Genomic DNA, 15,571 nt, shown 5'->3' with positions numbered 1-15,571 from the left:
ATGAACGATGTTTTTCTCTCCCATCATGACCCTAGCGTGAGTGCAGTTTTATCACACGGTCGCCACAGACGCCAATGTTAGTAAAGAGACCGCCGAAGGGCCCACTTTCCTCCGGAGTCCGTCAAGATTAAGCGGGGCGTTTCTCACTGGTGGCGGTGTGGCAGAGCCCGAGCCAGCTAGACCGTTCGCCGGACTCCGGGACGGGATCGTTCAAAATTGTGCGATGGCAACTAAGCCGCTGGCGGATCGCCTCAGGCGTCGCCACGGCAGGGCGGGCACAGCCGTTTTCCGTCGACCGTGCCGAGACGAGTTTCCATCGTCCATTCCCCGCAGCGCTCGCACGCCGCAGACGCGAAAATCCTGGCTCCGGGCGGAGGCGGCACCGCGACGGGAGACACCGAGAACAGGTCGCGTTCCGGCAGAGCCAGGACTTGGTGGGACAGGTTGGTCATCTCGCGCCCGAAGCGCTCCTGTTCGGCTCGCGACGCCCCACCCGCCAGTACCCGGTTCATCAAGGCGGTAAAGGCTACGCCTTCTCCGCGGTCAAAGGTTTCCCAAAAATGGCAATAGATTCGAACGGAGCGGCCGAACCGGCGGTCCACGAACGTATAGGCCGCTTTGCCGTACGGACGGTACACGAGATTCCCCTTACCGAACGTACAGCCCGTTACGGCCTGGACCGCGTCCACCGAGCAAGAATCGTTTTCCACGATGGCCACCAGTTCCTCGTCGCGCGGCCGCTCACAGGATAACTCGCGGAGCGCGGCTTTGGCGACGCGGTACCCCATCGCGATATCCAGACAGAGGTGGCCGTGAAACGCGACCACGGCGTCGAACTCGGAATCGGGTGGCGCCTCGCTCACAAGCCGCTCCCGCCGCTCAGCGAGCGTGTCACACATTCGAGGATGCGGAACGGTCGGGCGTTGCGGCACTGGCGACACGCGATCTCCAAACAGTCGCGCTGGACGTCAACGGTCTGCACCGAGACCGCCGCCAGGTGATCCGTCGCACATGTGATCAGCTCAATGGCTTCCTCCGTGGCGGGACGAGTCGCCCCCTCTGTTTCCGTAGGGTCCCATGGGCCGAGGCGCGCGGCGTGCCGAATCTTGCAGGCCTTGCAGCTGACCACCACTCCGGACGACGTGACCCGCTTGACCACCAGATCGTATCGGTGCATGGCGAAACACTGTTGCAGAAACGCTGTACTGAGAAACGTGGTCATTGTCTGCCGATCTAAGACTTTATCCGACTCACCGCGAAAGCGGAGCCTGTTCAGGAAAGCGCCGGATGCAAGGCGGCGCGAGAACCGGAGCGGAGCATACTGGATTCGTATATGTGAGCACCGGAAGCGCAGCGCCAACGCAGCAGATGACCATTCCCGGACAGCCTCTATGAGGCCAGGCCGTACTTTCTGAGCCGATATCCCAATTGCCGCGGGGTGATGCCGAGCGATTTCGCGGCTTTCGCCTGCACGCCCTTGGCCTCTTCCATGGCTTTCACGATTTGTTGTCGCTCCAACTCTTCGACCGAGGAGGTCAGCGAGGCATCCCCCTCAGCGCCGGCGGATGACGACCGCCTTCGCTCCCCGACCACCGCTATCACATCCTGCAGCGTGATTTGCGGTTGCCGCCCCATGATGACCATCCGCTCCAACGTGTTCTCCAACTCGCGGACGTTCCCCGGCCAATGGTGTTCGACCAGACGCGCCAACGCGTCAGGCATGATCGTGGTGGGTTTCTGGTGTTCCTGCCGCAGGCGCTTTAAGAAATGGTCGACCAGCAGCGGGATATCTTCCTTGCGTTCGCGCAACGGAGGCACGCGAATCGGCACCACCTTCAACCGGTAGTACAGGTCCTCGCGGAACGATCCCTCGGCCACCGCGCGTTCCAGGTCCCGGTTGGTGGCGGCGATCAGGCGGACCTGCACCGTCATCGGTCGGTTGCCGCCGACCCGCTCGAACGTGCGTTCCTGCAACACCCGCAGCAGCTTGGACTGCATGGCCAGCGGCAGCTCGCCGATCTCGTCCAAGAACAGTGTCCCGCCGTCCGCGAGCTCGAACCGTCCCTTGCGCAGCGCGGTAGCGCCGGTGAACGCGCCTTTTTCGTGTCCGAACAACTCGCTCTCGATGAGGTTCTCGGGCAACGCCGCGCAGTTGAGCGTGACAAAGGGGCCGTCGGCTTGCGGGCTGTTGTAGTGAACGGCGCGGGCGATGAGTTCCTTGCCAGTTCCGCTCTCCCCGAGCAGCAGCACCGTGGCCCGGCTCCCGCCCACCTTTTCGATCGCCTCGAACACCTCGACCATGGCGGGGCTGCGCCCGACAATGGGCGACGAACGGTATTTGGCCTGCAACTGGTGTTGCAGGGAGAGATTCATCGCCTCGAGTTTGCGGCGCTCGTCGTCAACCACGCGCTGGAGTTTGGCGGCCTGCCCGATGAGCGATGCCACCACGGTGAGGACCCGCACGTCCTCGTCCAAGCTGACCGTGGGGTCCGGGGCCGGCCGATCCACGCTGAGCACCCCGAGGGTTTCTCCTTGCGCCTGGACCGGCACCGCCACCAGCGCGAGTTTAGACAGATCAGCCCGCGATTGCGTCCGGTTGAGGAACAATGGTTCCTTTCCGAGGTCGGGCACGATCATGGGCTCACCCGCGGTAAACACCGCCCCGGTCACGCCTTCGGTGGGTTTGAAGCGTCCACGCGCCATCTCCTCATCCGTCAGCCCGTATGCGGCGGTAATCACGAGGTCATCGGTCCCCGGGTCGTGCAGGGCGAGCGCCCCCCGCGTCGTGCCGAGCACGGTGCCGAGGATTCGAAGCACCTCGCTGCTCGTTTCTCTGATATCGAGCGAGGTGGCGAGCGCACGCGCCACCTCGTACAAACAGGTGAGTTCTTGAACCTTGCGCTCAAGAGGGGTCATCGGGGAACCGCGTCAGGAGTCCTTAGGCACGTCGGGGCGTTCATGTGAACGCCCCGACGTGTGTGATCGGGTCCGCGGCGCTCAAGGCGCACAGCCCTCCGCCTTGAGCCGCGGGGTCAAATGTCAAAGTAGAGGAAAAACTCGTACGGGTGCGGACGCAACCGCATGGCATCGACTTCTTTCTCCCGCTTGTAGGTCATCCAGGTTTCGAGCGCATCTTTGCTGAACACCCCGCCCTTCAGCAGAAACGCGTGATCACGGGCCAGGTTCTCCATCGCCTCGTCGAGGCTGCCGGGCATGGTCTTGATCCGGGCGGCCTCCTCCGCCTCCAGGTCATACAAATCCTTCTCGATCGCAGGGCCGGGATCGATCTTGTTCTCGATGCCGTCAAGCCCGGCCATCAGCATTGCGGCAAACGCCAAGTATGGGTTGCAGGAGGGATCAGGGAAACGCACCTCGATCCGCTTGGCTTTGGGGCTGGGGGAATACATCGGGATGCGGACACCCGCCGAACGATTGCGGCTCGAGTACGCCAGGTTGACCGGCGCTTCGAACCCGGGCGTCAGTCGCTTGTAGGAGTTGGTGGTCGGGTTGGTGATCGCCGCCAGCGCCCCGGCGTGCTTGAGAATCCCGCCGATGTAGTACAGGCACATCTGCGAGACGCCCGCGTACTCCTTGCCCGCGAACAGCGGTTTGCCGTCCTTCCAGATCGACTGGTGTGTGTGCATGCCGGAGCCGTTGTCCCCGAAGAGCGGCTTGGGCATGAACGTGACGGTCTTATTGTGGCGCTTGGCCACGTTCTTGATGACGTACTTGAACGTCATCATCTTGTCGCCCATGTTGACCAGCGAGTCGAACCGGATGTCGATTTCGGCCTGACCCGCAGTCGCCACCTCGTGGTGTTGCCGCTCGACCGGGATGCCCATCTTCTGCAGCTCCAGCGTCATCTCGGTGCGGATATCGTCGAGCGCGTCGGTGGGCGACACCGGGAAGTAGCCTTCCTTGTGGCGGGGCTTGTAGCCCTTGTTGTCACCCTCCCGCCCCGCGTTCCAGATCCCTTCATCGGAATCGATGAAGTAGTAGCCGCTGTGGCTGTTCTGATCGAACCGGATGGTGTCGAAAATGAAGAATTCGGCTTCAGGTCCGAAGTAGGCCGTGTCGCCGATTTTGGTGGACTTGAGATACTTCTCGGCCTTCTGCGCGATGTAGCGCGGGTCGCGGTCGTATTGTTCGCGCGTGATCGGATCGACGATGCTGCAGATCAGACTCAGCGTGGGCTGTTTCATGAACGGGTCCATCACCGCGGATCCCGGATCCGGCACGACCAGCATGTCGCTGTTGTTGATCGCCTGCCAGCCGCGGATGGACGACCCATCGAAGCCGAGCCCCTCTTTGAACACGCCGTCGGTCAGTTCTTCGATCGGGATGGAAAAATGCTGCCAGATTCCGGGGAAGTCGACGAATTTCAAGTCGACCATGGTTGCCTTGTTCTTCTTCGCGTACTCCAACACTTCCTTCGCCGTCATCTCCCTCTCCTTTCGGTCCGCACCATACCCTCGTTCCTCACTCGACCCACGTCGACAGCAAATAAAAAAGACGTCCCAGGCGCACCTGAACGCCTGAAGGACGTCTTTGTCCTCCGGGTGCCTAGCCCTTGGGGCTAGGAAATGAGCCGCTTATAGCACGCGCGAAACACGAGTGTCAAGCAGCGCCCGATACGCCCTACGGAGGGAGCACCCGAGCCGTATCCCGGCCGATCACCAGGCCGTTCCCGATCAGGGTGGCGGTCACCTCGGTGTGCTCGGTGATCCGGAGCGCCCCCTGGGCATCGGTGAAGCCCGCGACAAACAGGCTGCGCGGGAACTTGAGCGTCAGTTCGTACTCGTCCGCGATTCCGTTTTGGTCTTCGTCCTCCGCCTCGACCCGATCGTCGCCGGGGTACTCTTCGTTCGGAATGGTGAAGACCACGGTCTGGCCCGCCGCGTCCACGTACTGGATGGTCAACTCGAACGAGGCGGTCACCGTGACGCTGTCGGGCGCGGTCAACGGCGCGAACGCGGACAGCACATAGGACTCCAACTCCGCGGTCAATGATTTCGATCCGCCCTGGCTCTTGAGGTTGATGGTCTCCGGATGCAGGTCCACCTCGACCGGCGGATTGACGAACGCGAAGACGCGGTCCTCCGGACTCGACACCGTGCCGTCATGCACGATCAGTCCGAGCTCATACGTGCCGTCCGCATCCGGCACGAACGACGGCGTGGGCGTGGCGGCGCCGGCCAGCGACGCATCCGTGAGTTGGCTCGCCGTCGGAATCGCAACGAATCGCCACGCGTAGGTTAGCGGATCATTGTCCGGATCGCTGCTCCCGGTCCCGTCCAAGGCGATCGACTGCCCCACGTACCCGACCTGATCCGGTCCCGCCTCCGCGGTGGGCGCGGTGTTGGGGCTGGGCTCGATCGTGAGTCCCGCGCTCGCCAGCGACTGGGTCACCCCCGCGGTGGTGCCGCGCAGCACGATCAGGTACGCCTTGGGCAGTAGGCCCGCGCTCTCGAACGCAATGGAGGTCTCATAGACTTCCCGGCCGTTGAGGGACGCCTCACCGGTGATGGTGCGTACGGCCGTTTCGGTGTCCGGATCCACGACCAGCACCTCCGTCTGGATCAGCGGCAGATCGATCTCATTGCCGATGTTTTGGATGGAGTACGTCAGGGTCGTGTGCTCGGTCTCGATGATCGTGTGCGGCGTGACGTCGAGGGTTCCCGCCAGGGCCGCGGCCTGGGCCACGCTGGAGAGGATTTCAAACGCGGCCTGGCTTGCAGCCGATAAGCCGTCCGCGCCCTGGACCGCGAGCGAGGCGGTGTACAGCCCGGCGGGGTGCGTGCCGGTGTCGACGGAGCTCTTGAGCTCGATACGGGCCTCGGGCAGCAGATCCAGGACTGATCGTGTCTCGGTGAAAAGGACCGCACTGCTGGGATCGGTCACAGTGATGGTCGCGGTCACGCCGGTCAGCACGTGGTTGGGGCTCTGGCTGGTCACGGTCGTAGTGAGGGTGACGGGTTCGTGCGCGGAGTAGGCTTGTTTGTCCGCGACCAGCCGCGCCTCGGCCTGCACCACCGGAAGGATGGTGAAGGCGCTCGTCGCCTCGGCCACCACCGCGCCGGCCTCGCGCGCGCGCGCCCGGACCCGGTAGGGGCCCGCGAACGTGTTGCCGGTGCCAAACGTCAGGCCGGTGATGACCCGCGTTTCAGCGTCGCCCAGGGCCAGCCCGACCTGATCGGTCACGGTCTGCACCAGGACACCCGACGTATCTTCGGCGATCACCTCCAGATCCACGGCGCGCGCGGGCCCTGAGTTGTACAGGGTTACGGTAATCGTTGCGGTCTCGTTTGCGGTGTACGACGGCTGGTTGGTGCTGACGACCGCAGCGAGCCCGCTGGGCAGGACCGTGACGGTCGCCGTGCCCTGGTTGTTGCTCTCATCGAGCTCCGGGATCGTGGCGCCGGGGTCAGCGAGAGCGACCAGTTCGTGGCTACCCGATCGGCCCAGCGTCTCGACCGACCAGGTCACGGTCGTGGCCTGGCCATGCGCCAGGATGGTGGGAATGGACGCCATGCCCAGGCTGACGCCGCCCGCGGCGGGATCGCCCAGGGACAGCGCCACCTGCGCGCCTCCCACGTCCGCGCCGCGGTTCGTCACGTGAGCCGTGACCGTCAGGGCCTCACCCTCAGGGACGGTGGGCAAAGAGACCGCGACCTGCGCGATGGTCAGATCAGGCTGCGCCGGGGCAGCCAGGTCCACGGCAATGAGCGCCGTGTTGTTGGCGGTGGTCGCTTCGCTGACCGTCTGATCGGGATCCACCTGGGCGTAGAGGTAGTTCGTGCCGGTCGCGCCCAGGCTGTCCCACATGACGTCCACCGTGGCGCTCGCGCCAGCAGCCAGGGCCGGCAGTGTGGCTCGGCCTAGCTCCAAGCCGCCCTGCGTGGGATCGCCCAGGGTCACGCGAACCGCTGTACTCGGCGCATCCGCCCCGCCTGGGTTGTGCGCGGTCACGCGCACCGGGATGAGGCGGCCCTCAGAGAGCGCCCCCAACGCCTGCACGTCGCTCCCGGTGATGCTCAGGTCAGGCAGAATGGAAACGATTGTGGTATTCAGGCTCGCGCGGTTGTCCGTCACGTCGCAGTCCGGTCGCGTGCCGTTCGGATCCACCACCGCCACGAGCGTCCGTTCCCCCACGCTCGCCCCAGTCCATGCGAAGAAGATGTCCTGATAGTCGCCAGGCGCCAAGGCCCGCGTGGTCTGGCCCGTGCCGATGAGCACGCCACCCGCCTCGGGATCGCCGTCGTAGAAGGCGACGACCGTGCCCGAGGCCGCAGACACGGCCCCGCCGTTGCCGATACGCACGGTCAGCGTCACGCCTGTGCTGGTTTGCACTGCGCGCAGGTACGAGGCGGTCAGATTGGGGGCCACGTACGGATTCGTGACCTCGCCGACCGGCGCCTGGACACGGTAGGTGTTGTGCACCAGCCAGCTCGGGGCTTCGTACGATGGGATGGTGCCGTCGTCGTGGACGTTGGTGACGTGATAGTCGGGCTGATGGCGAATCCGGCGGGTGGGCACCCAATCGTTCCCGGCGGCGCCGTAGACGCGCAGCCCGTCGCCGCTGAAGGACCACCCGAAACCGAACGCCACGGCCTCGGCCTGCTGATCGCCGTCCACGTCCGCGATCACCACGTTCTGATAGCTATTGAACGCCGCCCCAAAGCGCTCTTCGTAGAGCAGGGTCCCGCTGGGGCCGTCGAAGATCCGGAAATAGCCGTTCTTGTTCATCAGGACCTCGGGCCGGCCGTCCCCGTTGAGATCGAACACCGTCGGCGCTGAGTAGAATCCGTCCCCGAATCCTTGGTTATACGGAGCCGGATAACTTGCGACCACGAGGCCGTCCGCATCGAGCGCAAAATAGCGATCGTGACCGCTTACGCCGATATCGGGTCGCCCGTCTCCATTGAAATCCGCCACGACCGGTACTCCCCCCAGTCCGGCAGCCTGGGCCGTGGGTTCCAGGCCCCGGAGCGTCACCGGCCCCCAGCGGATCGTGCCGTCGTGCTCCAACTGAAACACTTTGCCCCCGGCAGGTTGTCCCACGATCGTTGCGTACGTAACCATGACGACTTCCGGAGCGGCATCGTCATCGAAATTGGCGATGGCGGTCAGCCCGTCCGGGAGGCTGGTATTCCGCCACAGGATCGTACAGTCGGGCCGATACGCGGTATTGCCGGTCACGATCTCCTGGCGTCCATCGCCATCCAGATCCGCAAGACTGGGCCCATACCAACCGGCAGATCCGACGCCACCGCCTGACTGGGCGTCGCGCACGCATCGGATGGAGCCGTCGGCGTTGATGATGCTCCCGCCCATCACGATCTCCGGGATGCCATCCGCGTCGACATCGGCCAGCAATGGCGTGCCGTTTGTGTTTGTCGTGACCTGCTGGAACAGATGCGATTGATTCCAGGCCGCGACCAGAGCCGCATTGTCCCATTTCAGGGTCCCGTCGTGTTCAAAGGCAAGCAGCCCAGGCGCCCCTACTTTGGACGTCACCAACTCGACTAGCCCGTCCCCATCTAAATCCCCGGAGGCCAGGGACCCGATGTAATACGGCGCATGATCTGGATCCCGCACAGCAAAGAGTTGCGCCCCGGTGTCGCCGCGCAATGCCCGGAGCGTCCCGCGTCCCTGAGGATCGGTGCTGGCGATGAACGACAGGTCGGGAATGTCCGTGTTATCGATCCGCCCATCGCCGTTATCATCTGTGAGGTTCACGATCGCTGGCGGCATGGTGATCCCGGTCGAATTGAAATCGTTTCCAACCGCTCCCCGCCACTTCCACTCCACCACCGGCTGGATCGGCTGCGCCGGTCGCACGTCGCAGTCCGTGCCCGAGCGCATCACATTGTTGGTCTCGTCGGTCTCGGCCAAGGCATCGTTCGCGTCCACCAGGACGTGCAGCGGCGCGTCCAGGAAGCGGACCGCGCCGGCCAGCGGCACGGTTACCAATGTCGCGCCCTCGGGCCAGAGGGTCTGGGTCGCGCCCGCGGTGCCGAGGAGCGTATCCACGCCCGCGGTGTAGCGGCTGTCGAAGTCCGTGTCGTCGAAGATCAGAACCGAGGACGGCGTGGTGATCTTGGCGTCGCCCGTGTTCTGCACGGTCACCAAGACACTGCCGCTGATGGCCAGGGTCTGGTTGTCAGTGGTCGCGTTTTCGACATCGATCTTCAGCGCGATGAGATCCGGTCCCAGAATTTCGCCCGGGGCTTTGATGCGCAGCGAGCGCATGGCCTGGTTGTTGCCCTCGTCCAGCTCGGTGACCTGGCCGTCCGCGTCTGCCACTACGTAGAAGCGATACGTGCGGGCTTCGGCGGTGAAGGTGTACGTCACGGTGGTGTTGGCGTCGCCCAGCAGGTTGGGCGCGGGATACGTCTGCAGGAGCAGGCCGCCGCTGGCCGGATCGCCGTCGTAGAGCGCCACGCTGAACGCGCCGCTCTCTCGGATGCCGAGGTTGCGCACCGTGGCGGTGAAAGTCACCAGATCGCCGATCACGGGATGGCTTGGCGTAAAGGCCAGGTCCGTGGCCGAGACCAGGAGGTCGACCAAATCGGGCATGACACGCAGGACCGCCTGGTTGTTGGTCTCCGTGATCTCGACGAGTTGGTTGGCCCGATCCAGCACCACGTAGAGGTCATGAATCCCGGCTGTGGCGGTCCAGGTCGCGGTGAGGGTCTGCTCTTCGCCCGGCACCAGCGTCCGTGTCTCGCTCGTGAGCAGCGTTCCGCCCGATTCCGGCGCGCCGTCGAACAGTTCGACCGTGACAGTGCTCGCGACTTCGGTGCCTTCGTTGCGGAACCGCGCCGTGACTTGCACGCTCTCACCGCTCTGCGGCCTGGGCGGGTTCAAGGTGATGTCCATCGGCGTGACCGCGAGGTCCGCGGCCATGGGCGTGGCGCCGACTTGCACGGTGACCGAGGCCTGGTTGTTGGTCTCGGACGACTCGGTGATCTGGTTGGTGGAGTCCGCGACAACATACAACGTGTGCGCCACCGCCGAAGTCAGCGTGATGCCCACCGTACTAGTCCGACTCCCCGCCCCACTGACACTTGAGAGTTCTTGAGTCGTGAGCAATACCCCACCCGCACTCGGATTGCCGTCGTACACGGCCACGGTCAATGGCCCAGTGCCCGCCTCGCCCAGGTTACGCACGGTGTATTCCAGAGCAAAGGCGGTACCGGGTACCGGGGTGAAGGTCGCAGGCACGATGTCCGCAGTGAAGAGCACGAGATCCGGCGGAGTGGCCACCCAGAGGCGGCTGGGGGTGAGGTTGTCACCTTCGGACGTTTCGGCGATGGCATTGGCCGGATCGACTTGGACGAAGATGGTGCGGCCGCCCGTGCCGGTAAACGTGTGGGTGATGGATGCTGGCGCCGAACCACCTGAAGGGATCGATCCGATGATCTGATCCGTCCCGATCTGCGCGCCGCCGGCGTTGGGATCGCCGAGGAAGAACCGGACGAGCACGTTGCTGGCGTCTTGTAACCCGGTGTTGTGCACCGGGATGGTGAGGGTCACAGCCTGGCCGTCTTGCGGGGTCGCTGGTATGGCCGAAAGCGTCGCCGCGCCGACGAGCAGGTTGGGCTTGATATCGGCCAACGCCCGAATGGCCAGTGCCGTAGAGTAGGCATCGTCGCCCCAGCTCCCATTGGCAGCCTGGCTCGCCAGGAGCGCTGTGATGGCCCGTTGGCTGGGGGCCGGGTCCACGATCGACCGCGCCAAGGCCTGCAGCGCAAGCGCGGTCTCAAACGTCGTGCCGCTCGGCTCGCCAAAGGTGCCGTCGGGATGTTGCTGGGCAACGAGAAACGCACTCGCCGATTGCAGCGAACCGTTGAGCTGGAACGTCGAGCGAAACTCGGCGAGCACGAGCACCGCCTGCGCGGCATAGAACACCTCGCTGGCCCGCCCCCGCGCCGCGCCCCAGCCGCCGTCGGCATTCTGGGCATCCAACAAATAGCCCAACGCCCGTGCGACGGTGGCCGAATCCGCCGCACCCGCCGCGCTCAGCGCGCGCAGCACGGCCAGCGTATCAACAACCTCATTAGGGAACACGTTGGTCACGTCTGCTCCCCACCCACCCTCGACCTGCTGCAAGACCTTCAGCGTGGCAACGGCAGTCGACACATCGGCTTGGGAAGCCGCTAGCACCTCGGCCTGGTTTGCCCGGTCTTCCACCGATTCAAAGGACTGCGCCGTCAGCCACGCGACGGCGCTCGTCACCGCCGGCTCTGACGCACCTAAAACCTGAAAGGCCCGGGCGGCCGCCGCAGTGGTCTGCGTTTCCGCCTCCACGCTAGCCACCCATGCGCCAGTTGGCAGTTGCGCCGCGCGCAGGTAGGCCAGACCAGCGTCGATGGCGGGCTGCTGGGCGCGCGCCGTGCCAGGACTCATGGCCCATCCAGCAAAAACCATGAACGCGATGAAGAACTGTGCCAAATTCAGCTCGCTATTCCGCTGGCTCCCACAACTAAAGCCTTTCCGCTCCAGCCTTCAAGATCGCTTGAGATGTGGGACGCGTGAGAGAATCTCACGCATGATTTCCGCATTCACACGATCATGAAACATCACCCAAAACTTGATCACGCCATGATCGGTCTTGATATGCATTGCGGCATTCGGAGCCCCTACCCACGACACTTCACGCACGTCGCTCCATGAACTTTTAATTTCAATTGGAACAGATCGGAAAATCATCCAGGGATGGAGTTTGATAGCACGATAAACTATACCGTTCTCATTGAGCACTAATACTGTGCGGACTACGACGGACCAGAAGGTTAGACAGTAAGGCATCGCAAATAAAACTCCCACAAATGTGTAAATCACCGCTACCCGGTTAATCTCTCCCATTAGCACAAGCCTTATGGCCAAAAACACTACAACCAGGGATGGTATCAACCAAGGGAAGATTAGTGCGAAACCGATCACTCCTGGGTAAGCCTTATACTGTCTTTGCCAACTACTAGACATATCTTCTTCTTTCTGCCCACCATCTCCAAGCGTAAAAGGCAAATAAATAATCAGCTACAATCGCCGCTATGACGACTATTCCTAATAACGCTAAAAGCGGGAAAGCTATAGACGAAACGGGGGCAAGAAGGCCGAGGGGTAAAAGCTCTATCGAAAAATTCAATATGAATCCCGTGACCATCCCAGAGACCAACGCCAGAAGCGTCGCTCCAGCATTAAATCCGCTGTCTCCGGTCAGGCTAAGCTTTAGGCCAGCGATTGCAAGCGTACCAACAATACCGAGGACAACTGATAGGATAGGAAACGCCAGAAGACCGGCGGTGAATGATGCAAAGAAAAACGCCCCCCAGACTAAACCTACGAGTATATTTGCTGCTACATCCGCCAGCCCACCATTACTTCCTCCAATGATATAGGCTCCCGCTCCGGTCTCAGGATCAATGGCCACATACCCCAGCACCGCCCGGCCCTTATTGACAACTGCATAAGTAATGCAATAGTATAGAGCCTCCAGCCGGAGGCCGCCCATGCGTCCGAAAGGTTCTGCCGCACAACTGGAAGCCCGCCGCCATCTGGCCCTCAAGCTGTTGGATGAGGGGCTGTCCCTCAACGAAGTGGGTCGGAAACTGGGGTGTGCCCCGAGTTCGGTCATGCATTGGCGCAATGCCCGGCGCCGCGGTGGCCGGCGGGCCCTCAAGGTCCGCCCGACCCCGGGACGTCCGCCGCGGCTCACGCCCACGCAGCACCGCCGATTGCTCCGCCTGCTCCTGCAAGGGGCCATGGCCCACGGCTTTCGCACGGAGCTGTGGACCACGCAGCGCATCGCCGACCTGATCGGCCGCGTCTTTCGCATTCGCTATCATCGCGATCATGTCGGCCGTCTGCTGCATCGCCTCGGGTGGAGTGCCCAGAAGCCGGAGCGCCGAGCCCTGGAACGGGACGAAGCGGCCATTGCGCGGTGGAAGCAGACGCGGTGGCCGCAGGTAAAAAAAACGCCGCGCGGCTGGGGGCCCACCTCGCGTTCCTCGACGAATCGGGCTTCGCGCTGACGCCCAGCGTGCGCCGGACCTGGGCCCCGCGCGGGCAGACGCCGCTCGTGCGCGCCTGGGCCCGTCGCGACAAGCTCTCGGTCATCTCGGCGCTCACGGTCAGTCCGCGCCGCCAGCACCTCAATTTGTACTTCGATGTGCATCCGAAAAATCTCCAACACGCCGAGGTCTGCGCGTTTCTCCGTCACCTGCTGCGGCAGCTGCCGGGCCCGGTGATCGTGCTGTGGGATAACGGGCGGATCCACAAGGGCGAGCCGCTCCGCGCCCTGTGCCGTGCGTACCCGCGTCTGCGCCTGGAAGCCTTCCCCACCTACGCACCAGAACTCAATCCGGACGAAGGCGTCTGGACGGCCACCAAACGCACGCTCGCGAACGGCCGTCCCGATGAGGTTGTCGAACTGGCCACCCATCTGCTGGACGCCCTGGATGCGTTGCGACGGTCCCCAGCGAACCTCCGGGCCTGTATCACGCACTCCGAGTTGCCCCCTTTTTTGCGCTGAGTATTGTATTACTTATACAGCAGTCAATAAACACCACCATGGTTTTCGACACGGTCACGACATTCCCCGCATTGACGGCATCTTTGATGTCGTTCAGGAATGGGGCCGGAATCGCCAAGTTCGGCAGCACGCTGGCCGCATTGAGCGGCGTGATCGTGTAAATGGGTATCCCTTGGCTGTTGGCCACCGATAAGGCCTTGACGGCAGAGATAGCCTCGACCGGCGCCGACGAGGTCGAGAGCACCTGTTCGGGCACCGAGTGCTCCAGCGCCGAGGCCATGGGTCCTGCGACCAGGCCGAATTGCCAGGTTGTGCTCGGATTTCCATCCCTGGCCTTGACGGTATAGAACAGCCGTGGCACATCCATGGTCATCCCGGCAGGGCTCACAGATTTCGGAACACCGAAGAGAAAGTTGGTCTTCAGGCTCAAGATAAAGGCGCCTTCAGACGGCAAACGCAGGTGGACAGCGCGCATTATCTGGGCCGTGAGCTTGTCGAGGACATCTGTTTCATAGAAATACGTGACGATGACGCTATTCAGGAGATCGCCGATCAGGTCGTCCTTTGCGATACCGGCCACGTCCTGTGCCTCAATCTTGGCCTTGAGAGCTTCCAACCGAGCCTGCTGATCCGTCAGTGCCTTGATCGAGACGCCACCCGCATTCAGGACCACCGCAAGGTAGTCTCCCGCTGTCACGGCATGGGCGACGCGGCTGATCCCGCCTCCAGCGGGATCAGCAAACATGATAGTTAAATCGTGTGACGTGCCCATGCGAATGGCCTCGCCCGTCGCCACGACCACACCGTTGACGCGCAGTTCCGGCGTCAGGTTGATCAAATATGCCGGAAAGGCGGCGGGTAGTTCCTCAGGCAGGATGGGGCTCCCGTCCGCATGCGGCGCTGGAAAGAGGGCAGCGATCACCTCCTGATCGGTCGAGGTCGCCGGCGCGTAGCTCAGCGTCACACGCCGGCCCGCCATGCTCGGCAAGGCAATCGCGTAGGACAGACTGGGGCCGATCGAGAGCGGACCGCCAGACACTTCCATTGTGATCAGGTGCCGGGTCGCCCCGGGCAGGTCGGCGCGCGTGGCTCCTTGGGTCGCCACACGATACGGCAGCGTCGCAGGCAATCGCGGGAGAGCCTGGACGACCAAGTGTCTACCTCCAATTACGTCGCCGACCGTGGCGTTCGGCATGGTGTCGGTGACGTGTGTCGTGAGCTGATCGCGGAGGGTACGCAGCGCGGCTTGAATCGCCGTGGCGTCGATATTGGTGGCGGACGACTCGGCTTCGTTGACGGTGGCCGTTGCCGTAATCTGGTCAATGAACGCCTGGGCATCAAACAACATCGCGGTTTGAAGGTTTACCCCCTGCTGGTACGTGTATTGTTTGAAGCTAGCATCCAACGGAATCCAGGTATCGCCCTGCTGATGCCGAGCCCCCCGGGACGGGATAAAGTCCACATACGCCTCGACCCACACGTGTTCGAGGAACACCGTGGACACTTTTCCTCCCGAGAAACTCCCCATCGACACCGGGGTCCCCGCGCTCGCGATGAAGTCCAGCGCCGCCCGTTCATCGGTAAATCCGCCCACCCAGTTCATCACCTGGGCCATGGGGACTTCGATCGTGCCCATCACATAGCGGGCCGCAATGCCCGAGGCCCGCAGCAGCGCAATCAGCAGCGACGCCGTGTCCATGTCGTTGCACTGCTTGGTCAGCAGGCACATGTGCGCACCTTGGATACTGCCGTACGTCGGCACAAAGTCGATGCTATTTCGCACCCAGTTGTAAATTTTCACCGGGTTATGCTCCAACTCGATGGCCAGGGCCTGAATCTCGGGCGTGAATTGTACCTCGATCGTTTCGGCCAAGTCAGCGGGTGTGGGTACGTCGGGGTTCGCTTGCGCCAGCATCAGATTGGCTGGGTCTCCGTTGTAGGCCAGCCGAATCTGGGGCTGGAATTCGGCGAATTCCTCTTTTTTGAGTCGCGGCTTGCGCTCTTGGGGCTTGGGTGTGCGGTGCGGCAGGT

Annotated in this window: 10 protein-coding genes; 2 read left to right on the top strand and 8 right to left on the bottom strand. The window is 63.2% G+C overall.

Annotated features, from left to right (window positions below; genetic code table 11):
• Window positions 1–251 precede the first annotated feature (251 nt).
• From AB1451_12580 to AB1451_12550, 7 genes are all read right to left on the bottom strand, one after another.
• Window positions 252–863 carry an FmdE family protein gene (locus tag AB1451_12580; GenBank protein ID MEW6683740.1) on the bottom strand — a complete coding sequence of 204 codons (612 nt, stop codon included), beginning with the start codon at window positions 861–863 and terminating at the stop codon, window positions 252–254.
• Window positions 860–1,222: a hypothetical protein gene (locus AB1451_12575; protein MEW6683739.1), complete on the bottom strand. Its 363-nt coding sequence runs from the start codon at window positions 1,220–1,222 to the stop codon at window positions 860–862. The genes AB1451_12580 and AB1451_12575 overlap by 4 nt, the downstream gene beginning before the upstream one ends.
• Window positions 1,223–1,389: 167 nt before the next feature.
• A complete protein-coding gene (locus tag AB1451_12570) occupies window positions 1,390–2,916 on the bottom strand; it encodes a sigma 54-interacting transcriptional regulator (protein MEW6683738.1) in 1,527 nt (508 codons plus the stop codon).
• 116 nt (window positions 2,917–3,032) lie between these two features.
• Window positions 3,033–4,442 carry a type I glutamate--ammonia ligase gene (gene glnA, locus AB1451_12565; protein ID MEW6683737.1) on the bottom strand — a complete coding sequence of 470 codons (1,410 nt, stop codon included), beginning with the start codon at window positions 4,440–4,442 and terminating at the stop codon, window positions 3,033–3,035.
• Between the two features lie 196 nt (window positions 4,443–4,638).
• Window positions 4,639–11,412 carry a CARDB domain-containing protein gene (locus AB1451_12560; GenBank protein MEW6683736.1) on the bottom strand — a complete coding sequence of 2,258 codons (6,774 nt, stop codon included), beginning with the start codon at window positions 11,410–11,412 and terminating at the stop codon, window positions 4,639–4,641.
• Between the two features lie 99 nt (window positions 11,413–11,511).
• Window positions 11,512–11,871 carry a hypothetical protein gene (locus AB1451_12555; protein ID MEW6683735.1) on the bottom strand — a complete coding sequence of 120 codons (360 nt, stop codon included), beginning with the start codon at window positions 11,869–11,871 and terminating at the stop codon, window positions 11,512–11,514.
• A 112-nt stretch (window positions 11,872–11,983) separates the two neighbouring features.
• A complete protein-coding gene (locus AB1451_12550; GenBank protein MEW6683734.1) occupies window positions 11,984–12,451 on the bottom strand; it encodes a hypothetical protein in 468 nt (155 codons plus the stop codon).
• Window positions 12,452–12,518: 67 nt separating this feature from the next.
• Between AB1451_12550 and AB1451_12545 the strand changes: the two genes are divergently transcribed.
• The gene (locus AB1451_12545; protein MEW6683733.1) at window positions 12,519–13,040 is read left to right on the top strand and encodes a winged helix-turn-helix domain-containing protein; all 522 of its coding nucleotides are present in this window, start codon (window positions 12,519–12,521) and stop codon (window positions 13,038–13,040) included.
• Window positions 12,965–13,540 carry an IS630 family transposase gene (locus tag AB1451_12540; GenBank protein MEW6683732.1) on the top strand — a complete coding sequence of 192 codons (576 nt, stop codon included), beginning with the start codon at window positions 12,965–12,967 and terminating at the stop codon, window positions 13,538–13,540. The genes AB1451_12545 and AB1451_12540 overlap by 76 nt, the downstream gene beginning before the upstream one ends.
• Here the strand turns inward: AB1451_12540 and AB1451_12535 are convergent.
• Window positions 13,506–15,571: transglutaminase-like domain-containing protein (locus AB1451_12535; protein MEW6683731.1), on the bottom strand; the 2,066-nt coding region annotated here is incomplete at its 5' end. The two genes, AB1451_12540 and AB1451_12535, sit on opposite strands and share 35 nt — an antisense overlap.

The sequence above is a fragment of the Nitrospirota bacterium genome, assembly GCA_040757335.1.
GTDB lineage: Bacteria > Nitrospirota > Nitrospiria > 2-01-FULL-66-17 > 2-01-FULL-66-17 > JBFLXB01.
Note: the sequence above shows the minus strand (reverse complement) of the source record. Positions and strands in the feature narration are given on the sequence as shown.